We start from the raw sequence: 24,958 nt of genomic DNA, 5'->3' as shown, positions 1-24,958 counted from the left end.
TGATGTTTGCAGCCGCGCACTACGCGGCATTGGCGGTTTTCGTGTTCAGCTGCTGGGGGTACGGCCGCGCGCTGCTCGGCCGGCTGGCGCCGCCGCCGCGGCGCGACGCGGGCCTCGAGGCGGCCATGGCCGTGGCGCTGGGCGTCGGGTTCTTCATCTGCGCGTTCCAGGCGCTGGCCATCTTCGGTGCCTTCAAGACCGGTGCCACGGTGGCCGTGGTGGTGGCGGGCTTCGTCGCCGCGGCGGTGCAGCTGCCCCTGTGGCTGCGCGAGCGCCGCGCCCTGCGCGCCGGCGAGAGCCGCGCACCGTGGACCCGCGCGGAGCGCATCGCCGCCATGGCGCTGGCGCTGGTCGCGCTGCCCGCGCTGGTCGCGCCGCTGGCCCCGCCCATCGCCTTCGACGAGCTCATGTACCACCTGCCGTACGCGCGCCAGGTGGCGCAGCAGGGCACGCTGGGCATCCACGACTGGCTGCGCTACCCCTGGTTCCCCTACAACTACAACCTGCTCTACGCCGCCGCGCTGCAACTGGGCGACGACGTGCTGCCGCACTTTCTCAACGCGCTGGCCGGCGCGCTGTCGGTGTTCATGGTGTATCGCCTGGGCGTGCTGCACGCGAGCCGGCTCACTGCCTGCATCGGCGCGGCCATCTGGCTGGGGCTGGGCGACTATTCGAACGCGCTCATCGACATGGGCGTGGCGCTGTTCGTGCTGTCGGCCTGCGTGGCGCTGTGGTGGTGGCGCGAGTCGGCGCCGGCAATGCCCGCGACCGCCCAGCGCGGCGTGCATGGCGGCATGCGCTGGCTCGGCGTGGCAGCGTTCTGCCTCGGGGTGGCGGCGGGCTGCAAGTACCAGGCGCTGATCTTCCTGCCGCTGGTGGCGCTGTTCGTGGTTCGTCACGAGCGCCGCGTGAAGGCGTGGGCGCTGGTGCTCGGCTGCTTCCTGCTGCCGTGCGTGTACTGGTACGCGCGCAACGCCGTCATGACGGGCGACCCGTTCAACCCCATCGGCGCGCGCGTCTTCGGCTTCACCGAATGGACGCCGGCCGACTATGTGCAGCAGGTGGCCGACGTGCGCGTGCACGCAGAGATGCCCAACGCGCTGATCTGGTCGGTGTTCTTCGCGCCGTTCAGCATCTGGTGGAAGCGCTCGGCCGCGGTGCGCGCGGCCGGCTGGTTCTGCCTGTACTCGGTGGTGGTCTGGGTCGTGACCTCGCGCTACCCGCGCTACCTGACGGCCTCGTTCCCGCTGCTGGCGGCCATCGCGGCCATCGGCTGGCAGGTGCTGTTCGGCTGGGCGGCGGCGGGCGTGCGCCGGCTGTTCGGCGCGGGCAAGCCCAGGCATGACGAGGGCGCTGGCGTCGGCAGCGTGGCCACCGGCGCCATGAGCCGCGACACCGCGCGCGGCGGCGCCCGCATGGCCGACTGGATTCCCGTGCTGCTGCTGGCCGTGCTGGCCGCGGTGGCGGTGCGCCAGACCGCGGTGAAGGTCGCGATGATTTCCGTCACGCCCGAGGCGCGCGAGGCCGTGCTGCGCCGGCACGTGCCCGGCTATGCCGTCATGGACTACCTGCGCCACAACGCCACTGGCCGCGTCTACCAGATCGCGCTGAACGAGGCCATCTACTACGGCCCCAACCCGATCTGGGGCGACACCCTGGGCCCGTGGCGCTACACAGACTTCGGGGCGCTGTCGGGCGGCGACCTCGCGCGCAAGCTCGGCGGCCTGGGCTTCACGGCCGTCGTGCTCCCCAACTCGGTGGTGCCGGTGTTCAGCGCGCGCACCGATTTCGACAAGCACTTCGCCGTGCAGTACGAGAAAGACGGCAGCCGGGTCTACCGTATCCTTCCCGCCGCACCATGACCGACACCGAAGCCTCCTCCGCCCGCGACGACAGCCGCAGCGCCCTGCGCATTGCCGCGGTCATCCCTTGCTACAACGAGGCGCTGGCCATCGCGCAGGTGGTGGCGGGCTTCAGGGCCGCGCTGCCCGAGGCCGAGATCCACGTCTTCGACAACAACTCCAGCGACGACACGGCCGCCGTGGCGCGCGCGGCCGGCGCCACCGTCACGCACGTGGCCTTGCGCGGCAAGGGCAACGTGGTGCGGCGCATGTTCGCCGACGTGGAGGCCGACGTGTACGTGATGGTCGACGGCGACGCCACCTACGACACCGGCGCCGCGCGCCGCCTCATCGAGCGCCTGGTGCGCGACAACCTCGACATGGTGGTGGGCAGCCGCGTGGACGACGGCCACGACGCGCTCACCTACCGCGCCGGCCACCGCCTGGGCAACCGCATGCTCACGGGGGCGGTGGCGCAGCTGTTCGGCGGCGGGCTGACCGACATGCTCTCGGGCTACCGCGTGTTCTCGCGGCGCTATGCCAAGTCGTTTCCGGCGCTGTCGCGCGGCTTCGAGACCGAGACCGAGCTCACCGTGCACGCGCTGGAGCTGCGCATGCCCTACGCCGAGGAAAGCACGGCCTACAGCACGCGGCCCGAAGGCTCGGTGAGCAAGCTGTCGACCTACCGCGACGGCTGGCGCATCCTGAAGACCATCTGCAAGCTGTTCGTGAGCGAGCGGCCGCTGCAGTTCTTCTCGATCATCGCGGCGATCCTGGTGGCGCTGTCGGTCGGGCTGGTGGTGCCGCTGTTCATGACCTACATGCACACCGGCCTGGTGCCCCGGCTCCCCACGGCGGTGCTCGCCACGGGCTCGATGCTGGGTGCGATGCTGTCCTTCGTGTGCGGCATCGTGATGCACACCGTCACGCTCGGGCGGCAGGAGACCAAGCGGCTGCGCTACCTGGCGATTCCGGGCGTGCGCGAAAGCGCCTCTCGCCGCGACAGCGACAGCGACAGCGACAGCGACAGCGACAGCGACAGCGACAGCCTGCCCCCCGCTTCGCGATGAAGATCGGGCGCGAGTTTCTTTCGTTCGCCGTGGTCGGCGTGGTGGGGCTCGTGGTCGACGTGGTGGTGCTCTACGTGCTGGCGCCATGGCTGGGCTGGTACGTGGCGCGCGTGCTGTCGTTCCTGGCCGCGGCAACGACGACATGGGCGTTCAACCGGCGCTACACCTTCGCATCGCGCATCGGCGAGGGCGGATCGGTATGGCGCGAGTACCTCGGCTACCTCGTCACCATGCTGGGCGGGGCGGTGCTGAACTACGGGGCGTATGTGCTCACGCTGCACTGGGTCGAGGGACGATGGGCCGCGGCGCTGGGCGTGGCGATCGGTAGCCTGGCGGGCATGGGTGCCAACTTTCTGTCGGCGCGGTATCTGGTGTTCAGGGCTCGCTAGGCGCAACGCAAGGCGAACCCATCGCCGTGGTGTCCTGTCCCCTCTCAGGGAGGGAGAGGGAACACAACGCGCAAACGCTCAGTGCGCGCCCGACACCACCACCGGAATCTCCGTCGCAGGCGGCGTGTTGCGGCTGCGGCCCGAGCGCACGATGCCGTCGATCATCACCATGCCCACGCCCGGGATGTCGCCCAGCTGCACGCTTTCGAGCAGGCCCGCCGCCGGCGAATGCTGCGCGCGGTCCATGAAGACGAAGTCGGCGTCGCGGCCCACCTCGATCAGCCCGCAGTTCAGCTTGCGGATCTTCGCGGTGTTGCCCGTGGCGAAGCAGAACACCAGCTCCGCCGGAATGTTCGCGATGGACGACAGCATCGCCACCATGCGCAGGATGCCCAGCGGCTGCACGCCCGAACCCGCGGGGCCGTCGGTGCCCAAAATAACGCGGTGCGGGCACTTGAGCTCCAGCGCCGCCTTGGCCGCCGCGATGGCCACCTTCTCGTTGCCGTTGTGCACGATCTCGATGGCGCGCGTGCTCTTCTCGCACAGCTCGCACACGTGCGCCTCGGGCAGCGAGGTGTGGCCGCCGTTGATGTGGCCGATGATGTCGGCGTCGGCTTCGAGCACCACGTCCTTGTCGATCAGGCCCGAGCCCGGAATCGACGGGCCGCCCGTGTGGATCGTGCTTTGAATGCCGTACTTGCGCGCCCACGCCACCATTTCCTTCGCTTGGTAGCCGGCCTTCACCGAGCCCAGGCCCACTTCACCCAGCAGGCCCACGCCGGCCTCGGCCAGCTCCTTGAAATCGCTCTCGACCATGCCCTGCTCGATGATCGGCGCGCCCGCCAGCACCTTCACGCCGTTGGGGCGGAAGTTGTCGAAGGCACGCTGCGCGGTGATGGCCAGCGCCTTCAGGCCGACGATGTCCTTCGGGCGGCCGGGCAGGTGCACCTCGCCGGCCGAAATCATGGTGGTCACGCCGCCGTGCATGGTCGACTCGATCCAGCCGATCTGGCCCTGGCGCGGCGTCCAGTCGCCGAACACGGGGTGCACGTGGCTGTCGATGAGGCCGGGCGCCACGCAGGTCTTGCGCGCGTCGATGACGGTCTGCGCGCCTTCGAGGTCGCAGTCCTTTTCCTTGCCGACCGCCACGATGAGGCCGTCGTTCACCACGATGGTGTCTGCGTCCAGGATGGGCTTGTCGATGTCGCCCGAGAGCAGCAGCCCTATGTTCTTGATGACGACCTTGCCCGACTTTGCGCCGGCTGCGATTTCTGCCATTTCGATGTGTCCTCGTGGGGTGGGGGAGTGGTGTTGTTGTCTTGCGCTTCCTGCAGCTCGTCCGCGCGCACGGTGCGCAGCAGCGTCTCGATCACGAAGTCTTCCCAGTGCGTGACGGCTTCCGGCGACTCCATCGGCTCGCCGAGGAAAGCCGTGAGCGTGTGGCGGTTCGAGGTGTAGAAGTAACCCGTGGAGGCGATCAGCAGGTAGATGTCCCGCGCCACCAGGTCCTTGCGGAACAGGCCCTGCGCGGCGCCGCTGGCCAGTATTTCCGCAATGATCGCCACCGCGCGCGACGAGTACTCGCGTGCGCGCAGCGACTTCGAAATGTGCCGGCCCTTGTGCAGGTTCTCGGTGTTCAGCAGCGTGACGAACTCGGGGTTCTTGCGGTAGTAGCCCAGCACGAAGCGAATGACTTCGGTGAGCGCCTCCACCGGCCGCGTGGCGTCCATGGCGATCGCGGCCTCGGCGTCGTCCATGCGCTTGTAGATGCCTTCGAGCACGGCAATGAAGAGGCCTTCCTTGCTGCCGAAGTAGTAATAGATCATGCGGTCGTACGACTTGGCGGCCTTGGAGATCTTCTCCACGCTGCCGCCGTCGTAGCCGTACTTGGCGAACACCTTGGTCGCCGATTTCAGGATGCTGTCGCGCGTGGCCTGGGCGGCCGCCTCGCGCACGCCCGTGCGACGCAGGGGCTTGGTCTTGGGTGCGGAGCGGCTGTCGGCCATCGGGCGCGGTGTTGCGTCTGGGTTGCCGGTGCGCTTACTTCTCTGCGAACGCGCGCTCGACCACGAAGTCGCCCGGCGTGCTCGTGTTGCCTTCCTTGAAGCCGCGCTTTTCCAGGATGTGCTTCAGGTCGACCAGGAGGCCGGGGCTGCCGCAGAGCATGACGCGGTCTTCCTCGACGTTCAGCGGGGGCAGGCCCAGGTCGTCGGTGAGCTTGTTGTTCTCGATCAGGTCGGTGATGCGGCCCTGGTTGCGGAACTCTTCGCGCGTGACCGTCGGGTAGTAGAGCAGCTGCTTCTCGATCATCTCGCCCAGGATCTCGTGCTTGGGCAGGTGGTCGGTCACGAGGTCGTGGTAGGCCAGCTCGTCGACCTGGCGCACGCCGTGCACCAGGATGACCTGTTCGAACTTCTCGTAGGTGTCCGGGTCGCGGATGATGCTCATGAACGGTGCAAGGCCGGTGCCGGTGCCGAACAGGTACAGGCGCTTGGCCGGCAGCGTGTAGTCGATGAGCAGCGTGCCGGTGGGCTTGCGGCCCACGATCACGGTGTCGCCCACCTGGATGTGCTGCAGCTTCGAGGTGAGCGGGCCGTCTTCCACCTTGATGCTCAGGAACTCGAGATGCTCCTCGTAGTTCGGGCTCACGATGCTGTACGCGCGCAGCAGGGGCTTGTTGTTGACCTTCAGGCCGATCATCGTGAAATGGCCGTTGGAGAAACGCAGCGCCGGGTCGCGCGTGGTGGTGAAGGTGAACAGGCGGTCGGTCCAGTGGTGGACGCTCAGGACGCGTTCTTCGCTGAATGCACTCATACGGAACTCAAGAGTTGGTTGGTAACAGGGAGGACTGGCTGAGCCGGCATGCACGCCCTTGGGGCGAAACCTGCCGGCCGGCTCCGAACCCTCCATTGTCGTTGGTCGGAAAAACCCCGATGGATACCGCGAGAAAACACCATTGCAAGCATCGGGCCCGTTTGCTACATTGATCTCGAATGTAGTGAACGCAACATGAAAGTGTAGGGAATGCTACACAAACGCAAGTCGCCGCACAAGCGGGCAGACGGCACGTTTGTTGCAAAGAGCCAAGCACCGGAATTGCCCCTCACTCATGACCGACACGCTCCACGAGATCGCCCCGATGACTGAACACACAAAGACAGATGGCCTCCCCGGCATGGACATGCCCGTGCTCGCGGAAGCGGGCGCCTTCGGCAAGGCGCCGCCACGCAACGAGCGCATGAGCACGGCCAAGGTCGAGTGCAACGCCTGCCCGGTGCTGTGCCAGATTTCCGACGGCCGCACCGGCGCCTGCGACCGCTACGCCAACAAGGGCGGCGTGCTGGTGCGCGTCGACCCCGTGGTGCTGCTGCGGCGCACCGTGCAAAGCGAGGCGCCCGCGCTGGTGCCCTTCAATCGCTCGGGCGCGGAACCGACCGCTGCCGCAGACGCAGCAGTGACCGTCGCCGACCCCGACTGGAACGGCGACCTGCTGCACGCCGACGAGGTCTTCGTCACCGGCGTGGGTTCGTCCACCACCTACCCCGACTACAAGCCCGCGCCCTTCATCGTGGCCTCCAAGGCGCAGGGCGTGGACATGGTCACCGTCGTCACCGAAGGCATCTTCAGCTACTGCAGCTTCAAGGTGAAGATCGACACCGACCGCTTCCTCGGCTCCGAGCAGGCCAACGTGCGCTACCGCGGCGAGGTGGTGGGCCACGTCACCACGGCCGAGTACGGCTCGCAGATGCTGTCGCTGGGTGGCGTGCACCACCTCACCGGCGGCAGCAAGAAAGAAGGCCGCATGACGGCCGAGCTGATGCAGTTCCTGGGCAACAAGAAGGCCGTGGAGTGCACCATCGACGGCGGCTCCACGCTCGTCATCCAGGCCGGCAAGGCGCCCATCGTCAACGGCGTGGAAGAGCAGCGCATGCGCGTGGGCTGCGGCTCGGCGGCCGTGGGCATCTTCGCGCGGCAGTTCGCGGGCGTGGCCGACGAGGTGGTGGTGGTGGACGACCACATCACCGGCGTGCTCACCGAGCACCAGGCCGGCCGCTGCCTCGACATGGCGCCCTCGGGCATCCAGATGCTGGGGCGTAAATCGACGCCGGGGCGCTACTTCCAGGTGGCCAACCCGGGCAACGGCTGGGGCGGCACAGACATCGCCGATCCGCTGTCGATCATCGAAGGCTGGGAAGAGGGCGTCGCGCGCCCCGGCCTGCGCCTGCTCATGACATCGACCACCGGCGAGCATGCGCAGTGGTACGTGCTCGACGACGCGCTCAAGCCCGTGGAGCACCCGATGCCGGCCGAAGTGAAGCGCATCGTCGAGCGCATCGGCGAGAACTGCGAACCATCGCTGTGCACCGTGCTGTTCCTCGGTGGTGCGGGCGGCAGCCTGCGCGCGGGCGTCACCGAGAACCCGGTGCTGCTCACGCGCGCCATCAAGCGCGCGCTGGTCAACGTGACCTGCGGCGGCGCGCCGGCCTATGTGTGGCCCGGCGGCGGCATCACCGTGATGGCCGACGTCATGCGCATGCCCGACAACAGCTTCGGCACCGTGCCCACGCCGGCCATCGTCGCGCCCATCGAGTTCAGCATGCGGCGCGACGACTACGAGGCGCTAGGCGGCCACATGGAACACATCTTCCCGCTCGAGCAGGCGCTCGCGCGCGGTGCGTGGCAGGAAGACGGCGCACCGCTCGCGCGCCAATGGCTCGCGATGGACGATGCCAATCCGTGGCCGCTCGGCCACGCCCCCATGCTGGGCTGACCATGACCGCCCAACGCACGGCGCTCGACAAGAGCCGCTGGCACTTCAACCACGGCCCGATCGACATCGTGGCCGAGGCGCATGGCGATCCGTACGCCGTCGTGGCCGCGCACGACGCGGCGTGGGCGCGCTTCGTCCACGTGCTCGACGAACTCGTGCGCGAACTGCCGCTGCTGCGCCTGCCCGTCACCGACCGGATGCGCCCGCGCAATGTCGTGGCGCGCCGCATGTGGGATGCATGCGCGGCGTTCTCGCCGACCTTCATCACGCCGATGGCGGCGGTGGCCGGCTCGGTGGCGCAGGAGCTCATCGCGTTCTACCAGCGCCCCGGCGTCGAGCGCGCGTGGATCAACAACGGCGGCGACATCGCGCTGCATCTCGCGCCCGGCCAGTCGGCGCGCGTGGGCGTGTTCTCCGACCTGGCGCGCTTTGACCTGCGGGACCACATCGTTCGCGAAGGCGGCGTGCTCACCACCGACGGCCAGTTCGAGCTGCGCGCCGACCAGCCCGTGCGCGGCGTGGCCACCAGCGGCTGGCGCGGGCGCAGTTTTTCGCTGGGCATCGCCGACAGCGTCACCGTGCTGGCCCCCACCGCGGCGCAGGCCGATGCGGCCGCCACGGTGATCGCCAATGCCGTCGATGTCGACGACCCGGCCATCGCGCGCCGCCCCGCGAGCGAATGCAAGGACAACAGCGACCTCGGTGACACGCTCGTGACCGTCGACGTGCCCACGCTGGCCCCCGCGCAGGTGCGCAACGCACTCGATACGGGCGCGGTGTGCGCCAAGGTCCTGCAAAAAGGCGGGCTCGTATGGGCCGCTCTGCTCGTTTGCCAGGGGCAGTGGCGCCTTGTCGAGCCCTTATGCTCGAAGGCGCTCAAGGCAGCGCCTTCCAATGCAGTTGGTTCAGTATTTGCTTAACGAAAAGCCAGGTCCTTTTTCATGATCGAAATACGTCGCGTCTTCACCCATGTCGAGCACATCCACCACGAGTTCGGCCCGCGCGCCGATACGCCGCTGGTGCGCGGTGCCATCGGCGTCGTGCTGACCAATCCTTTCGCGGGCCGCTACGAGCCCGACATCCTTCCCATGATGGCGTTGCTCGACCCCGTGGGCGTCGACATGGCGCACCGCCTGCACGCCGCCATGGACGTGCCGCTGGAGCAGATCGCCACCTACGGCAAGGGCGCCGTGGTCGGTGCCGACGGCGAGCTCGAGCACGGCGCCCTGTGGCATGTGCCCGGCGGCTACGCCATGCGCGAGCTGCTCGGCTGGAAGGGCGACCGCGCGGCCTACACCGCAGGCAAGGGCGAGGAAAAAACCGGCCAGCCCGGCAATGCGCTGTCGATCGTGCCGTCGACCAAGAAGGTCGGCGCGCCGGGCACCGCGCTCGACGTGCCGCTCACCAACATCAACGCCAGCTACGTGCGTGGCCAGTTCGATGCCATCGAGGTGCGCGTGCCCGGCGCACCCGCCGCCGACGAGATCGTCTTCATCCTCGCGATGAGCACCGGCTACCGCATCCACGCACGCGTGGGCGGCCTGCTGGCCAAGGACATCAGCAAGTGGGACGGCCTGCGTTGACCCGCATTGCATTGCACAGAGACAAGACAAGGAACACACAGAACATGACCGCCAACATCCGCAAGCTCATCGTCCAGGTCGATGAAACCCGCAAGGAAATGGGCCAGGACGTGTCGCCGCCCACGCGCCGCGCCGTCGCCATCGCCGTGATCGAGAACCCGTACGCGGGCCGCTACAGCGAGAACCTCGACGAGCTCATCGCCATCGGCGAAGAGCTCGGTGCGCTGCTCGGGCAGAAGGCCGTGAAGGCGCTGGGCATCGAGCCCGGCCAGGCCCAGAGCTACGGCAAGGCCGCCATCGTCGGCGAACGCGGCGAGCTCGAGCACGCCGCCGCCATCCTGCATCCCAAGCTCGGCGCGCCGCTGCGCGTGGCTGTGGAAAAGGGCGCGGCGCTCGTGCCCTCGGCCAAGAAGCAGGGCACGCTGGGCACCGCCATCGACGTGCCGCTGGGCCATAAAGACGCCGCCTTCGTGCGCAGCCATTTCGACGCTATCGAGGCCCGCGTGTCCGACGCGCCGCGCGCCAACGAGATCGTGGTGGCGGTGGCCGTCACCGACAGCGGCCGTCCGCTGCCGCGCATCGGCGGGCTGCAGGCCAGCGAGATCAAGGGCGAGGACGGCCTGCGCTGAGCCGCCGTTTGTTCACCGTCATTCCAGCCACCATTCACGCCGTTTCCCTTTCTCTTTCGATCCCAAGGAGTTTCCCCATGAACCCATTGCGTCACGTCTTCAGCGTCGCGGCCCTTGCCGCGCTGACCACCGCTCTCGTTCCCGCGCATGCGCAGGGCGTGATCAAGATCGGCGAGGTCAACAGCTACAAGTCGCAGCCCGCCTTCCTCGAGCCCTACAAGAAGGGCATGGAACTGGCCGTCGAGGAAATCAACGCCAAGGGCGGCGTGAACGGCCGCAAGGTCGAGCTCATCACGCGCGACGACAACGCCAACCCCGGCGACGCCGTGCGCGTGGCCGAAGAACTGGTGGCGCGCGAGAAGATCGACGTGCTGACCGGCACCTTCCTGTCGAACACCGGCCTGGCCGTGGCCGACTTCGCCAAGCAGAAGAAAATCTTCTTCCTCGCCGGCGAACCGCTCACCGACAAGATGACCTGGCAGGGCGGCAACGAGTACACCTACCGCCTGCGCCCCGGCACCTACATGCAGGCCGCCATGCTGGTCCCCGAGGCCGCCAAGCTGAAGAAGAAGCGCTGGGCCGTCGTGTACCCCAACTACGAGTACGGCCAGTCGGCCGTGGCCGCGTTCAAGACGCTGCTGAAGGCCGCGCAGCCCGACGTGGAGTTCGTCGCCGAGCAGGCGCCGCCGCTGGGCAAGGTCGACGCGGGCGCCGTGGCGCAAGCCCTGGCCGATGCCAAGCCCGACGCCATCTTCAACGTGCTGTTCGGCGCCGACCTGTCGAAGTTCGTGCGCGAAGGCAACACGCGCGGCCTGTTCAAGGACCGCTCGGTCGTCAGCGTGCTCACCGGCGAGCCCGAGTACCTCGATCCGCTGAAGGACGAAACGCCCAACGGCTGGATCGTGACCGGCTACCCCTGGTACGGCATCCAGACGCCCGAGCACAAGGCCTTCTTCCTCGCGTACCACGAGAAGTACAAGGACTACCCGCGCCTGGGCTCGGTGGTCGGCTACAGCATGATCAAGTCGGTCGCGGCCGGCATCGCCAAGGCCAAGAGCACCGAGACGCCGAAGCTGGTCGAGGCCTTCAAGGGCCTGCAGGTGGACACGCCGTTCGGCAAGATCAGCTACCGCCCCGAAGACCACCAGTCCACCATGGGCGCCTTCGTCGGCAAGACGAAGAACGAGAACGGCAAGGGCGTGATGGTCGACTACACCTACTTCGACGGCGCCAAGTTCCAGCCGTCGGCCGCCGACGTGAAGAAGTCGCGCGCCGCGGACTGATCGGCTCGCCCCCAGGCTGCGCGCACTTCGTGTCGCTACTCCAACCCCCTGCCGGGGGCAACACCGGAGGCCCGGCAAAGCCGGTTCCTCGGTGTTCCTGGTATGGCTCCCTTCCCTTCCGGGGGAGGGTTGGGGTTGGGGGCGATGGCGCTACCCACCGAGCTGCACCGAATACGGACGCTTCCCCCATGAATGAAAACCGCCACCAAAAGGCCTTCGGATGAGTCTTTCGTCATTGCTGCTTCAGTTCCTGACCGGGCTGTCGTCGGCTTCGTCGCTGTTCCTCGTGGGGGCCGGCCTGTCGCTGATCTTCGGCGTCACGCGCATTGTCAACTTTGCGCATGGCTCCTTCTTCATGGTCGGCATCTACGTGGCCTACACGCTGGCCGAGAAGCTGGGCTCCGGCGTCGGCTTCTGGTCGGCGCTGGTGATCGCGGCGGTCGCGGTCGGCGTGCTGGGCGCGCTCATCGAGATGGTGCTTCTGCGCCGCATCTACAAGTCGCCCGAGCTGTTCCAGCTGCTGGCCACCTTCGCGCTCGTGCTTGTCATCAAGGACGCGGTGCTTTACTTCTGGGGCCCTGACGAGCTGCTCGGCCCGCGCGCGCCGGGCCTGTCGGGCTCGGTCGAGATCCTGGGCCGGCAGTTTCCGACCTACGACCTGTTCCTGATCGTCGTCGGCCCGGTGGTGCTGGGCCTGATGTGGCTGCTGCTCACGCGCACCCGCTGGGGCACGCTGGTGCGCGCCGCCACGCAAGACCGCGAGATGGTCAGCGCGCTGGGCGTGAACCAGGCCTGGCTCTTCACCGCGGTGTTCGCGCTCGGCGCCATGCTCGCGGGCCTGGGCGGCGCGCTGCAACTGCCGCGCGAGCCGGCCACGCTGGCCATGGACCTCAACACCATCGGCGCGGCCTTCGTGGTCGTGGTGGTGGGCGGCATGGGCTCCATTCCGGGCGCCTATGCGGCGGCCTTGCTCATCTCCGAGATCAAGGCCGTGTGCATCTGGCTCGGCGTGGTCGACATCTTCGGCTACAGCGTGTCGTTCTCCAAGCTCACGCTGGTGGTCGACTTCATCGTCATGGCCGTGGTGCTGGTGTGGCGTCCGTGGGGCCTGTTCGGCCGACCGCAGGCACCCAGCCGCTACGTGGGCATGGCCGAGGAGCCACTGCGCCGCGCGAGCAAGGGCTACCTGTGGCTGGTCGCCGCGCTGGGCCTGGTGCTGATGGCCATGCCGCTGCTCACCGCCGATTCGCCCTACACCACGGTGCTGATGATCGACCTGCTGATCGCCGCGCTGTTCGCGGCCAGCCTGCACTTCATCATGGGCCCGGCCGGCATGCATTCGTTCGGCCACGCGGCGTACTTCGGCCTCGGGGCCTACGGCGCGGCGCTGCTGGTGCGCGCCAGCGGCCTTCCCATGGAAGTGGCGCTGGTCGTGGCCCCGCTGGTGGCGGCCATCGGTGCGTTTATCTACGGCTGGTTCGCGGTGCGGCTGTCGGGCGTGTACCTGGCCATGCTCACGCTGGCCTTCGCGCAGATCACCTGGGCCATCGTCTACCAGTGGGATTCGTTCACCGGCGGCAGCAACGGCCTTACGGGCGTGTGGCCCTCGGAGTGGCTGTCGGACAAGCGCGCCTACTACTGGCTCACGCTGGTGCTGGTGGCCGCGGGCATCCTCATGCTGCGCCGCGTGCTGTTCTCGCCCTTCGGCTATGCGCTGCGTGCGGGCCGCGACTCGGTGCTGCGCGCCGACGCCATCGGCATCGACGTGAAGCGCATGCAGTGGACCGCTTTCGTCATCGCGGGCACCGCGGCCGGCCTGGCCGGTTCGCTCTATGCGTTCTCCAAGGGCAGCATCTCGCCCGAGAGCCTGAGCGTCGACAAGTCGGTCGACGGCCTGGTGATGGTGCTGCTGGGCGGCATCCAGACGCTGGCCGGGCCCGTGGTGGGCGCCGTCACCTTCAGCTGGCTGCACGACACCGTGGCGCGCAACACCGACTACTGGCGCGCGACGCTGGGCGCCATCATCCTCATCCTGGTGCTGCTGTTCCCGCAGGGCATCGCAGGCTTCGCGAAACAGCTGACCGACAAGCTGATGCGCCGCGGCAAGGCCGACGCGGCACCGGCTGGCGCCGAAGTGAAGGAGGCCAAGGCATGAGTACCCCCCACAACACAACCGCCGGCAAGGCACCCTTGCTCAAGGTCGAGAACCTCGGCAAGTCCTTCGGCGGCGTGAAGGCCGTCGACGGCATCAGCTTCGAGCTGCACGCCGGCGAACTGCTCGCGCTCATCGGCCCCAACGGCGCCGGCAAGTCGACCACCTTCAACATGGTCAACGGCCAGCTCAAGGCCGACCAGGGCTCGATCCTGTTCGACGGCCACGAGCTGGTGGGCCAGAAGCCGCGCGCCATCTGGCGCAAGGGCGTGGGCCGTACCTTCCAGATTGCCGAAACCTTCGCCTCGCTCACCGTGGTCGAGAACGTGCAGATGGCCATGCTGTCGCACGACGGCAAGCTGTTCTCCATGTGGCGCCGCGCGGCCGACCACAAGCGCGACGAGGCGCTGGTGCTGCTCGACCAGGTCGGCATGAAGGCCCAGGCCGACCGCCCCTGCAGCGAGCTGGCCTACGGCGACGTCAAGCGCGTGGAGCTGGCCATTGCCATGGCCAACGCGCCCAAGCTGCTGCTGATGGACGAGCCGACCGCCGGCATGGCGCCCAAGGAGCGCAACTCGCTCATGGCGCTCACCAAGGACCTGGTGATCCAGCGCGGCCTGGCCGTGCTGTTCACCGAGCACAGCATGGACGTGGTGTTCGCCTATGCCGACCGCATGATCGTGCTGGCCCGGGGCCGCCTCATCGCGCAAGGCAAGCCGCTGGAAATCCGCGACCACCCGAAGGTGCAGGAGGTGTACTTCGGCAGCGGCAAGACATTCGAAAAGATCGCCGAGAAGGCTGCGGCCGTGTCGGCCGCGTTGGGAGAAACGGCATGAGCGGTGAACTGTTGCTCGAAGCGAAGGCCGTGTGCGCCTGGTATGGCGCCGCGCAAATCCTGTACGACGTCGACCTCGAAGTGCGGCGCGGCGAAGTGGTCGCGCTCATGGGGCGCAACGGCGCGGGCAAGTCGACCACGCTGAAGACGCTCATCGGCATGCTGGTCAAGCGCCGCGGCGCGGTGCGCTTCCTGGGCCATGACATTTCCAGGAGCGAACCGCACGTGGCCGCGCGCCTGGGCCTGGGCTTCGTGCCCGAAGACCGGCGCGTGTTCACCGACCTCACCGTCACCGAGAACCTCGAGGTGGGCAAGCAGCCCGCGCGCCGCTGGAGCGACGGCACCGACGCGCCGCTGTGGACGCCCGAGCGCCTGTTCAAGCTGTTTCCCAACCTCGGTGAAATGCCCAACCGCCCGGGCGGGCGCATGAGCGGCGGCGAGCAGCAGATGCTCACCGTGGCGCGCACGCTGATGGGCAACCCCTACCTGGTGCTGCTCGACGAACCTTCCGAAGGCGTGGCGCCGGTGATCGTCGAGCAGATGGCCAACATGATCCTCGAGCTCAAGGCGCAAGGCGTGAGCATCCTGCTGTCGGAGCAGAACATGCACTTCGCCGAGCTGGTGTCCGACCGCGCCTATGTGCTCGAGAAGGGGCAGATCCGCTACCAGGCCACCATGGCCGAGCTGGCGGCCAACGACGAAGTGCGCCGCGCCTACCTCAGCGTCTGAGTTTTCTTCAACCCTCCGGAGTCCACGCCATGCATCGCAGAACCCTCGTGAAATCCGCCGCCGCCCTCGGGCTGGCCAGCGGCCTCGGCAGTTTCGGTTTCAACGCCTTCGCGGCCGGCAAGATCAAGCCCGGTGCCAAGGCGGCGTTGATCGTGGTCGATGTGCAGAACTGCTTCCTCGACGGCGGCACGCTGGCGGTGAAGGGCGGCAACGAAGTCATTCCGGTGATCAACGCGCTGGCCCCGGCGTTCGAGAACATCGTGGTCACGCAGGACTGGCATACGGCGGGCCATGCGTCGTTCGCCAGCACCTACAGCGGCAAGAAGCCCTTCGAGACCACCAAGCTCAGCTACGGCACGCAGGTGCTGTGGCCCGACCACTGCGTGCAGGGCACCGACGACGCCGCGCTCGGCAAGGACCTGAAGGTGCCCACCGCGCAGATCGTCATCCGCAAGGGCTTCCACAAGGACATGGACAGCTACTCGGCCTTCGAGGAGGCCGACCACAAGACCGCCACGGGCCTGGCCGGCTACCTGAAGGCGCGCGGCATCAAGACCGTGTTCGTCACCGGCCTGGCCACCGACTTCTGCGTGGCCTGGACCGCGATGGACGCGCGCAAGGCCGGCTTCGAGGCCTACGTGATCGAGGACGCCACGCGCGGCATCGACCTGAACGGCTCGCTGGCCGCCGCGTGGAAGCAGATGGCGGCCAAGGGCGTCAAGCGCATCCAGGCGGCCGACATCCAGACGGCGTGAGCCCCGCGCCCCGCTCCGCGACAAAAACAAGAGACCCCCGACGCATGAAGTTCTCGATTTCAAGGCGCGCCATGGTGGCGGGCGGCGCAGCCCTGGCCTTCGGCCCGGCGCTGCTGCGTACGGCACACGCCGACAACGGTGCCAGCGGCGTGAGCGACACCACCATCCGCATCGGCCAGTCGGCCGTGTTCAGCGGGCCGGCCAAGGACTTCGGCGTGGACTATCGCGCGGGCATCAAGCTGTACTTCGACCGCGTCAACAAGGCGGGCGGCGTGAACGGCCGCAAGATCGAGCTCATCACCTACGACGACGCCTACGACCCCGCGAAGACGGCCGTCAACACCGCCAGGTTGATCGACGAGGACAAGGTGTTCGCGCTCACCGGCTACGTGGCCACCGGCAACCTCGCGGCGGCGATGCCGCTGGCCGAGAAGGCCGGCGTGCCGATGTTCGCGCCGCTGGTGGGCACCAGCTCGTTCCGCGCCAAGACCAACCGCAACCTGTTCCACGTGCGCGCGGGTTACGACCTGGAGCTGCGCAAGATCATCAGCCACCTGTCGACCATCGGCATCCAGTCGATCGCCGTGGTCTACCAGGACAGCGCCTTCGGCAAGTCGAACCTCGCCACCTGCGAGGAGCTGGCCGCCGACTACAAGGTGAAGGTGCTGAAGACCTTCCCGCTGGCCATTGCCGCGGAAGACGCGAAGGCGGTCGTTGCCGGCCTTGCCGAGGCCAAGCCCGGCGCGGTGGTGATGATCATGGCGGGGCGCATGGTCGAGGTGTTCATGCACGACTACCGCGCGAGCGCGGGCGGCGCGCCGCTGTACACGCTGTCGGTGGGCATCACCGACGCGGCCGGTTCCGCCAAGCGGCTCGACGGCAAACTCGCGGGCCTCGTTACCGCCAGCATCGTGCCGCCGCCGCAGGGGCTGCGCGTGCCCATCGTGGCCGACTACCAGCGCGACCGCGCGGAGTTCGGCGAGAAGATCGACAGCTACACCGCGCTGGAGGGCTACATCGTCGCGCGCGTGATGGTCGAGGGCCTGCGCCGCGCGGGCAGGGCCCTGACGCACGACAGTTTCATCGCCGGGCTCGAGAGCATCGGCAGCACGCGCTTCGGCGACTTTCCCGTCGAGTACAGCGCGAAGAACCACAACGGCTCGACCTTCGTGGACCTGGAGATGTACACCCGTGACGGCCAGCTGCGGCGCTGAACCGCTGCTGCACCTGCAGGTCAACGGGCAGGCGCATGCCATCTGCGGCGTGCCGCGCCAGGCGACGCTGCTGCACCTGCTGCGCAACGACCTGGGGTTGAACGGTCCCAAGTACGGCTGCGGGCTGGGGCAGTGCGGCGCGTGCACGGTGCATGTCGATGGCGTGGCGGCGCGTGCATGCGTGATTCCCGCGCACGGCGTGGCGGGCCGCGCGATCACCACGCTCGAAGGGCTGGGCGCGCGGGGCGATTGGCATCCGGTGCAGGCCGCGTTCGAGGAAGCGCAGGCCGCGCAGTGCGGCTATTGCCTGAACGGCATGGTGATGCAGGCGGCCGCCCTGCTGGCGCGCGACCCCGAGGCGAGCGAGGCGCGGATTCGCGCGGAGCTGTCGGGCAACTTGTGCCGCTGCGGCACGCACATCGAGATTCTCGACGCGGTGCAGCGCGCGGCTGTGCGCATGCGGGGAGGGGTGAGGTCATGAGTGGCCCGTCTTGCCACCGCTCCAGGCGGCGTGTGCCCCTGTCTTGCCCCCTCTCCCGCTTGCGGGAGAGGGCTGGGGTGAGGGCAGGTGCCTTCGCACATGCACAGCCCCTGCCACCGCCGCCGTCCCTCACCCCAGCCCTCTCCCCAAGGGGAGAGGGAGCAATGCACCCCCTCTGCCTGCGCAAGAGGGAGAAGACCTCATGACCCGCCGCGCCGATCTCCCGCAGACCCGCGCCGAGTTCCTCGCGTCCGACGGCGTGCTGCTCGTCGTGCGCGAAGCCCCGCCCGCACCGCCGCCCGCCAAGGGCCAGCCCGCGCTCATCGCCGGCAACCCGATCGAAGGCGACGAGATCCTGCTCGCCGTGTGGGACGACGGCAGCGCCTCCGCGCTCAACGGCCACGTCGACCTGGGCACCGGCATCCAGACCGCGCTCGGGCAGATCGTGGCCGAGGAGCTCGACCTCGGCATGCCCTGCGTGCGCGTGATGCTCGGCGACACCGCGCGGGTGCCCAACCAGGGCGCGACCATCGCCAGCGCGTCCATCCAGATCCATTCGCAGCCGCTGCGCCTGGCCGCCGCGCAGGCGCGCGGCTGGCTGCTCGCGCGCGCGGCCGAGCGGCTCGGCGTGGCCGTCGATGCCCTGCAGGTGCGCAACGGCATCGTGCGCGTCACCGAGACGCCGGAGCGCCACCTCGGCTATGCCGAGCTGGTGGCCGGCCAACGCACCGTGCTGCGCCTCGACGCGAAGGCGCAGCCCAAGGATCCGAGCGACTACCGCGTGGTCGGCACGCGCCAGGCGCGCGTCGACATCCCGGCCAAGCTCGCGGGCGAGCTCGTCTTCGTGCACGACATGCGCGTGCCCGGCATGCTGCACGGCCGCGTGGTGCGCCCGCCGTACGCGGGCGCGGACCACGGCGAGTTCATCGGCAACACGCTGGAGTCGGTCGACGAGTCGTCCATCGCGCACATTCCCGGCATCCGCGCCGTGGTGGTCGTGCGCGATTTCGTCGGCATCGTCGCCGAGCGCGAGGAGCACGCCGAGCAGGCGCTGCGCGAGCTGCGCGTCACGTGGAAGCCCTGGCCCGGCATGCCCGACCTGAGCGACGTGGCACAAGCCCTGCGCGACAACCCGTCGACGCAGCGCCTGCTGGTCGACGAAGGCGATGTAGCCGGCGCCATCGCAGGTGCCGCGCAACCGATGCGGCGCACCTATGTGTGGCCGTACCAGATGCACGCGTCCATCGGGCCCTCGTGCGCGCTGGCCGAGTGGCTGCCTGACGACGGGAGCGGCAACGCGGCGCCCTCGGAGGGCATCGTCCTGCGTTGCTGGGCCGGCTCGCAGAACCCGCACGTGCTGCGCGTCGACCTGGCCAGGCTCATGGGCGTGGAAGACGTGCAGGTCGATGTGGTCCGCATGGAAGCCGCGGGCTGCTACGGCCGCAACGGCGCCGACGACGTGGCCGCCGATGCCGCGCTGCTCGCGCGCGCGGTCGGCGCGCCGGTGCGCGTGCAGCTCACGCGCGAGCAGGAGCACGCGTGGGAGCCCAAGGGCGCGGCGCAGCTCATGGAAATCGACGGCGGCCTCACTGCCGACGGCCGCGTGGCCGCCTACGACTTCGAGACCTCGTACCCGTCCAACGGCGCGCCCACGCTGGCGCTGCTGCTCACGCGCACCATCGAGCCGGTGGCGCAGGCCTACGAGATGGGCGACCGCACCGCGCGCCCGCCCTACGGCTACGACAACCTGCGCGTGAAGGTGAACGACATGGCGCCGATCGTGCGCGCCTCGTGGCTGCGCGGCGTGTCGGCGCTGCCGAGCTCGTTCGCGCACGAGTCGTACATCGACGAGCTGGCCACCGCCGCGGGCGTGGACCCGGTGCAGTTCCGCCTGCGCTACCTGCAGGACCCGCGCGCCATCGAGCTGGTGCAGGCCACCGCGCAGAAAGCCGGCTGGCGCATGCGCACGGGCCCGCAGGAAAACGCGGACGGCGGGCTCGGCGAGGGCGGCGACATCCTCTTCGGCCAGGGCTTCGCGTACGCGCGCTACATCCACAGCAAATGGCCGGGCTTCGGCGCGGCGTGGGCCGCGTGGGTGGCCGACGTGGAGGTCAACCGCAAGACCGGCGAGGTGCATGTGCGCCGCGTGGTGGTGGGGCATGACGCGGGGCTGATGATCAACCCCGCCGGGGTCGAGCACCAGGTCCACGGCAACGTGATCCAGACCACGAGCCGGGCGCTGAAGGAGCGGGTGGAGTTCGCGCCGCAACAGAAGCAGCAACAGCAGCAGGCGGAAGGCGGCGCTCAGCTGCCGGGCCTGCCAGGCGTATTGCCCTCGGGCGTGGTCGCGAGCCGAGAGTGGGGCAGCTACCCGATCATCAACTTCCGCGAAGTGCCGGTGATCGAGGTCATGCACATGCCGCGGCCCGGCGAGCCTTCGCTGGGGGCGGGCGAATCGTCGTCGGTGCCGGGAACGGCGGCCATCGCGAATGCGATCTTCGATGCGACGGGCGTGCGGTTCAGGTCGCCGCCGTTCACGCCGGAGACGGTGCTGGCCGAGTTGAACCGGGAGTTTCTTCCTCCGCCTGCGGGAACGGGCGGGGGCGGGGGTGGGGACGAGCGACGCCTGGAGGGCGACGCCGTCGTGCCCCCATCCCAGCCTTCCCCTCGAGGAAGAAGCAATGCGCCGTGGCCCACGCGCAAGGGGCTGTGGGCCACGGGCGCGGCGCTGGTCGTCGGCGGCATCGGCGTCATCGCCGGCCTGCTCGGCTGGCGCTCGGCGATCGCACCGGTGTCGCTCACCGCGCCGGTCTACAGCCAGGCCACCATCGAGCGCGGGCGCGTGCTCGCCGCGGCGGGCGACTGCGCCGTGTGCCACACCGCGCCCGGCGGCACGGCCAACGCCGGTGGCCGCGCGATGGACACGCCCTTCGGCACGCTCTACACCACCAACCTCACGCCCGATGCCGACACCGGGCTGGGCCGCTGGTCGTTCAGCGCCTTCCAGCGCGCGATGCGCGAAGGCGTCTCGCGCGACGGGCACTACCTGTACCCGGCCTTTCCCTACACCGCCTTCGCCAAGACCAGCGACGACGACCTGCAGGCGCTCTACGCGTACTTCATGTCGATGCCCGCGGTGCGCGCGGAAACGCCGGCTTCGCAGCTCAAGTTCCCGTTCAGCATCCGCCCGCTGATGGCCGGCTGGAACGCGCTCTTCCACGACCCCACGCCGATGCAGCCCGTGGCCACGCAAAGCGCGGAGTGGAACCGCGGCGCCTACCTGGTCAACGGCCTGGGCCATTGCGGCGCCTGCCACACGCCGCGCAACGCGCTGGGCGCGGAGCAGGGCGGCAGCGCCTTCCTGTCGGGCGCCATGGTCGACGGCTGGGAGGCGCCCGCGCTCACGCAGCTGTCGAAGTCGGCCGTGCCGTGGGACGCCGACGAGCTGTACCGCTACCTGCGCAACGGCCACACGCAACGCCACGGCATCGCCGGCGGCCCCATGGCCGAGGTGGTGCGCGAGCTGGCCCAGGTGCCCGATGAAGACGTGCGCGCCATGGCCACCTACCTCGGCTCGTTCAACCCCGCACCGGCCGAAGACCCGAAGGCTGTCGCGCAACTGGCGCAAAAGGCGCGGCAGGTAGTGGACAACGCCGCGCGCACGCAGGGCCGGCTGCTAGGCCCCGCGCAGCGCATGTTCGACAGCGCCTGCGCGTCGTGCCACCACGACGGCGACGGCCCCACGCTGCTGGGCGTGAACACGCCGCTGGCGCTCAACAGCAACCTCACGAGCACGAAGCCCGACAACCTGCTGCGCACCATCCTCGACGGCGTGCGCGAACCCGCGGCGCGCGACATCGGTTTCATGCCCGCGTTTCGCGAAGCGCTCGACGACCGGCAGATCGCCGAGCTGGCCGGCTACATGCGCGCGCGTTTCGCGCCGCAGGAGCCGGCGTGGAAGAACCTGCAGTCCGAGGTCGCGCGCGTGCGGGCCGCGCCGGGCCACTGAAAGCCAGGAGCGGCTTCACAGAGCGACCGAGGCCCTGGCCTGGGCAGTCCGCCGGATGCGCCGCTACGATGCCACGTAGCGCACCCATCCACGGAGACAAACCCATGCCATTGAACCTCTCGACTTCCTCCAGCCTGCCCCGCGACGCCGAGCGCGCCACCCTCGTCGGGCGCCTGTGGCAACCCGGCGTGGGCCCCGTGCTGGTGGCCGTGCACGAAGGCGGCCTGCACGACCTGTCGAAGCTCGCGCCCACCATGAGCGACCTGCTCGAAGCCGACGAAGCGCCTGCACAAGCCGTTCGCCGCGCATTGAAGGACGCGCCGCGCATCGCCTCGCTCGACGAAGCCATCGCCAACAGCGACCAGGGCGAAGGCGGCACGCACGACACGAACAAGCCCTGGCTGCTCGCGCCCTGCGACCTGCAGGCCATCAAGGCCAGCGGCGTGACCTTCGTCGCGAGCCTGCTGGAGCGGGTCATCGAGGAACAGGCCCGCGGCGACGCGTCGAGGGCCGAGGCCACGCGCGCGGCCATCGGCGGCGTGCTGGGCGACAACCTCGCGGACATCGTGCCCGGCTCGCCCGAGGCCATGAAGGTGAAGGAGGTGCTGATCGCGCAGGGCGTGTGGTCGCAGTACCTCGAGGTGGGCATCGGCCCCGACGCCGAGATCTTCACCAAGGCCCCGGTGCTCGCGGCCGTGGGCACGGGCGCCGACGTGGGCATCCACGAAGGCTCGGTGTGGAACAACCCCGAGCCCGAGGTGGTGCTGGCCGTCAACAGCCGCGGAGAAACACGGGGTGCCGCGCTGGGCAACGACGTCAACCTGCGCGACTTCGAAGGCCGCAGCGCGCTGCTGCTGGGCAAGGCGAAAGACAACAACGCCTCGTGCGCCATCGGCCCGTTCATTCGCTTGTTCGATGCGCACTTCGGCATCGACGACGTGCGCCGCATCACCGTGGCACTGGAGGTGACGGGCCCCGAGGGCTTCACGCTCGAGGGCTCCAGCTCGCTGTCGAAGATCAGCCGCGACCCGCTCGACCTCGTCGCGCAGACCATCGGCAAGCACCACGCGTACCCCGACGGCTTCATGTTGTTTCTGGGAACGATGTTCGCACCGACACAAGACCGTCACGGTCCTGGGCAAGGATTCACCCATGTCGTGGGAGACCGCGTGCGCATCGCCGCACCCGAGCTCGGCGCGCTGGTCAACCGCGTGGTGCATGCGGACCAGGCGCCGCGTTGGACTTTCGGGGTGGGCGCGCTGATGCGCAACTTGGGTGGACGCGGGCTGCTGTAAACGTTCCGTAGACGTTCCGTCGAGCGATCACAAGGAGTTGTACTCCTTTGTGATTCATGGCTCGTGCGTTGCATCCGTTGCTGTTGACCGCCTTGCGCGTTCCCCTCAAGATAACTGTTGTTGACGAATGGTTAACTAAGGGAGAAGAGGTTGTCGCAAAGCGATATCGAACTGATGCAGTCGGCTGTGGAAGGCGCGCGCCCGTGCGGCGAAGACCTCGAATACGACCCTGATTTTCTTGCCCTGCACCAGGCCACGACGGGCAAGCGCGAGCAACAGTTCGGCTCGACCATCATTCCCGCCGAACCCCCCGACTGGGCGCGCGTGGAGCGCCTTGCCAAGCAACTCTGCAGCCGCACGCGCGACCTGCGCGTGCTGGTTCCCCTCACCCTCGCATGGACCGAAAGCCGTGGCTTGCCAGGCTATGTGGAGGGCCTTCAGCTGGTGGACACGGTGTTGCGCACGTTCTGGAACGACGTGCATCCGCGCGTGGTCGAAGACGGCTTCGAAGACCCGCTGCCGCGCATGAACGCACTGGCCGCGCTGGCCGAGGCCGAAGGCCTGGGCCGCAGCGTGCGCGACGCCAAGCTGCTCGACGACGCAGGCACGTCGATGAGCTTGCGCCAGGTGGAGGCGCTGCTCGATTCGAGCAAGACCGACCACCAGATCGACTACCCCGGCGGCATCGGCCGCCTGCGCGACGCAGCACGGCGCGAGCACGACAGGTCGGCCGCGCCCGTGGTGGCCCTGCGTGCCGCGCTCGACCTGCTGCAGCGCATTCGCGAGACCTGCGAACGCGCGCTCGGCCAGAGCTGGGCGCCCGACTTCTCGCGCCTCGAACGCTCGCTGCGCACGGTGGTGCAACTGCTGCCCGAGCAGGCCAGCGCCGACATGACGAAAGTCATGGAAGGCCACTCTGGAGCCGATCCCCAAGGCATTGAACTTTCGACTGCACCTGCTGCGAACGCCGCCGCGAGCCATGCAAATGGCGGCATCGGCCTACGCGCGCCACGAATTAAAGATATTGAAATATCCAATCGTGATGATGTGCAAGTGTTGTTGGAAAAAGCTTGCCTGTACCTGGAGCGCGCGGAGCCCAGTCATCCCGCGCCCATGTTGATACGCCGAGCGCAACGGCTTCTGGAGCTGAACTTCTTCCAGATCATCGAAGAGCTCGTGCCCGAGGGATTGCAAAAGATCGAAAGCCTTGCAGGGCGCCCGCTGAGCGGCGGCGCCGGCAGTGCGGAATAGCCGCGGCGCATTGGTACCCACCAGCGCGCCGGGGAGCGGGGCGCGAACCCCCTGTGCATTTCAGATTCAAGAGGAAGCTTTATGGCAGACAACCGTGTCAGGAACAGTGGTCAGAAGTTCATTGCGCGCAACCGTGCGCCGCGCGTGCAGATCGAGTACGACGTGGAGATCTACGGCAGCGAACGCAAGATCCAGCTGCCCTTCGTGATGGGCGTCATCGCCGACCTCGCGGGCAAGCAGGTGGACCCGATGCCCGACCTGGCGGAGCGCGAGTTCATGCCGGTGGACATCGACAACTTCGACGACCGCATGAAGTCCATCAAGCCGCGCGTGGCCTTCCAGGTGCCCAACACGCTCACGGGCGACGGGCAGATGAACGTCGACATCACCTTCGACAGCATGGACGACTTCTCGCCCGCGCGCATCGCACGCCAGGTGGACGCGCTGCAGCAGCTGCTCGAGGCGCGCACCGAGCTGTCGAACCTGCTGTCGTACATGGACGGCAAGAATGGCGCCGAACAACTCATCGCGCAGGCGCTGCAGAACCCGGCGCTGCTGAAGTCGCTGGCCTCCGCGCCGAATCCGGCGGTGGCCAAGGCGGTGGAAGCCGCGAACGAGAAGTCGGGCACCCCCGGTACCTCTCCCGAGTAAGCGCGAGCAGCAAGGACACA

21 protein-coding genes are annotated in these 24,958 nt (G+C 68.6%); 18 read left to right on the top strand and 3 right to left on the bottom strand.

The genetic code is table 11. The annotated features are described in order from the left end of the window. Positions 1-2 precede the first annotated feature (2 nt). From QTI51_RS23305 to QTI51_RS23295, 3 genes are read left to right on the top strand one after another with little or no spacing between them, the layout of a single operon-like run. Positions 3-1,862 carry an ArnT family glycosyltransferase gene (locus QTI51_RS23305; RefSeq protein ID WP_116911608.1) on the top strand — a complete coding sequence of 620 codons (1,860 nt, stop codon included), beginning with the start codon at positions 3-5 and terminating at the stop codon, positions 1,860-1,862. Continuing rightward, positions 1,859-2,911: a glycosyltransferase family 2 protein gene (locus tag QTI51_RS23300; RefSeq protein ID WP_286516146.1), complete on the top strand. Its 1,053-nt coding sequence runs from the start codon at positions 1,859-1,861 to the stop codon at positions 2,909-2,911. Before QTI51_RS23305 ends, QTI51_RS23300 begins: the two co-directional genes overlap by 4 nt. Continuing rightward, a complete protein-coding gene (locus QTI51_RS23295; RefSeq protein ID WP_116911607.1) occupies positions 2,908-3,300 on the top strand; it encodes a GtrA family protein in 393 nt (130 codons plus the stop codon). Before QTI51_RS23300 ends, QTI51_RS23295 begins: the two co-directional genes overlap by 4 nt. A gap of 78 nt (positions 3,301-3,378) precedes the next feature. Here QTI51_RS23295 and QTI51_RS23290 read toward each other — a convergent pair whose 3' ends face one another. The 3 genes from QTI51_RS23290 to QTI51_RS23280 are packed head-to-tail and all read right to left on the bottom strand — an operon-like array spanning position 3,379 to position 6,114. After that, positions 3,379-4,578, bottom strand: a complete 1,200-nt coding sequence (locus QTI51_RS23290) for an amidohydrolase family protein (RefSeq protein ID WP_116911606.1) — start codon at positions 4,576-4,578, stop codon at positions 3,379-3,381. Beyond that, positions 4,524-5,306: a TetR/AcrR family transcriptional regulator gene (locus QTI51_RS23285; protein WP_286516147.1), complete on the bottom strand. Its 783-nt coding sequence runs from the start codon at positions 5,304-5,306 to the stop codon at positions 4,524-4,526. Before QTI51_RS23285 ends, QTI51_RS23290 begins: the two co-directional genes overlap by 55 nt. Positions 5,307-5,340: 34 nt before the next feature. Beyond that, the gene (locus tag QTI51_RS23280; protein WP_116911604.1) at positions 5,341-6,114 is read right to left on the bottom strand and encodes a ferredoxin--NADP reductase; all 774 of its coding nucleotides are present in this window, start codon (positions 6,112-6,114) and stop codon (positions 5,341-5,343) included. A 325-nt stretch (positions 6,115-6,439) separates the two neighbouring features. Between QTI51_RS23280 and QTI51_RS23275 the strand changes: the two genes are divergently transcribed. From QTI51_RS23275 to tssB, 15 genes are all read left to right on the top strand, one after another. Continuing rightward, entirely contained in the window at positions 6,440-8,071 is a 1,632-nt protein-coding gene (locus QTI51_RS23275; protein WP_286516148.1) for a 6-hydroxynicotinate reductase, read from the top strand. Positions 8,072-8,073: 2 nt separating this feature from the next. Next, on the top strand, positions 8,074-8,991 hold the full coding sequence (locus QTI51_RS23270) for a UPF0280 family protein (RefSeq protein WP_116911603.1): 918 nt from the start codon (positions 8,074-8,076) through the stop codon (positions 8,989-8,991). Positions 8,992-9,012: 21 nt separating this feature from the next. Next, the gene (locus QTI51_RS23265) at positions 9,013-9,654 is read left to right on the top strand and encodes an amino acid synthesis family protein (RefSeq protein WP_116911602.1); all 642 of its coding nucleotides are present in this window, start codon (positions 9,013-9,015) and stop codon (positions 9,652-9,654) included. A 44-nt stretch (positions 9,655-9,698) separates the two neighbouring features. Continuing rightward, positions 9,699-10,283: an amino acid synthesis family protein gene (locus tag QTI51_RS23260; RefSeq protein ID WP_116911601.1), complete on the top strand. Its 585-nt coding sequence runs from the start codon at positions 9,699-9,701 to the stop codon at positions 10,281-10,283. Between the two features lie 77 nt (positions 10,284-10,360). Then, positions 10,361-11,566, top strand: a complete 1,206-nt coding sequence (locus QTI51_RS23255) for an ABC transporter substrate-binding protein (protein WP_116911600.1) — start codon at positions 10,361-10,363, stop codon at positions 11,564-11,566. A 220-nt stretch (positions 11,567-11,786) separates the two neighbouring features. After that, the gene (locus QTI51_RS23250) at positions 11,787-13,721 is read left to right on the top strand and encodes an ABC transporter permease (protein ID WP_116911599.1); all 1,935 of its coding nucleotides are present in this window, start codon (positions 11,787-11,789) and stop codon (positions 13,719-13,721) included. Continuing rightward, entirely contained in the window at positions 13,718-14,554 is an 837-nt protein-coding gene (locus QTI51_RS23245) for an ABC transporter ATP-binding protein (RefSeq protein ID WP_116911598.1), read from the top strand. The genes QTI51_RS23250 and QTI51_RS23245 overlap by 4 nt, the downstream gene beginning before the upstream one ends. Next, positions 14,551-15,282: an ABC transporter ATP-binding protein gene (locus tag QTI51_RS23240; RefSeq protein ID WP_116911597.1), complete on the top strand. Its 732-nt coding sequence runs from the start codon at positions 14,551-14,553 to the stop codon at positions 15,280-15,282. The genes QTI51_RS23245 and QTI51_RS23240 overlap by 4 nt, the downstream gene beginning before the upstream one ends. A gap of 29 nt (positions 15,283-15,311) precedes the next feature. After that, positions 15,312-16,037, top strand: coding sequence for a bifunctional nicotinamidase/pyrazinamidase (pncA, locus tag QTI51_RS23235; protein ID WP_116911596.1), 726 nt, complete (start codon positions 15,312-15,314; stop codon positions 16,035-16,037). A 44-nt stretch (positions 16,038-16,081) separates the two neighbouring features. Further along, positions 16,082-17,251, top strand: a complete 1,170-nt coding sequence (locus QTI51_RS23230) for an ABC transporter substrate-binding protein (protein ID WP_286516149.1) — start codon at positions 16,082-16,084, stop codon at positions 17,249-17,251. Beyond that, entirely contained in the window at positions 17,229-17,732 is a 504-nt protein-coding gene (locus QTI51_RS23225) for a (2Fe-2S)-binding protein (RefSeq protein WP_116911594.1), read from the top strand. The genes QTI51_RS23230 and QTI51_RS23225 overlap by 23 nt, the downstream gene beginning before the upstream one ends. Positions 17,733-17,934: 202 nt before the next feature. Continuing rightward, positions 17,935-21,741, top strand: a complete 3,807-nt coding sequence (locus QTI51_RS23220) for a molybdopterin cofactor-binding domain-containing protein (protein ID WP_286516151.1) — start codon at positions 17,935-17,937, stop codon at positions 21,739-21,741. Between the two features lie 104 nt (positions 21,742-21,845). Beyond that, positions 21,846-23,036, top strand: a complete 1,191-nt coding sequence (locus tag QTI51_RS23215; RefSeq protein WP_116911592.1) for a fumarylacetoacetate hydrolase family protein — start codon at positions 21,846-21,848, stop codon at positions 23,034-23,036. 174 nt (positions 23,037-23,210) lie between these two features. Then, positions 23,211-24,287: a type VI secretion system protein TssA gene (tssA, locus tag QTI51_RS23210; protein ID WP_116911591.1), complete on the top strand. Its 1,077-nt coding sequence runs from the start codon at positions 23,211-23,213 to the stop codon at positions 24,285-24,287. Positions 24,288-24,368: 81 nt separating this feature from the next. Next, on the top strand, positions 24,369-24,938 hold the full coding sequence (gene tssB, locus QTI51_RS23205; RefSeq protein ID WP_116911590.1) for a type VI secretion system contractile sheath small subunit: 570 nt from the start codon (positions 24,369-24,371) through the stop codon (positions 24,936-24,938). Positions 24,939-24,958 lie beyond the last annotated feature (20 nt).

The sequence above is a fragment of the Variovorax sp. J22G73 genome, assembly GCF_030317035.1.
In the GTDB taxonomy this organism is placed as follows: Bacteria; Pseudomonadota; Gammaproteobacteria; order Burkholderiales; family Burkholderiaceae_C; genus Variovorax.
This window is presented reverse-complemented; position numbering and strand designations above follow the sequence as displayed.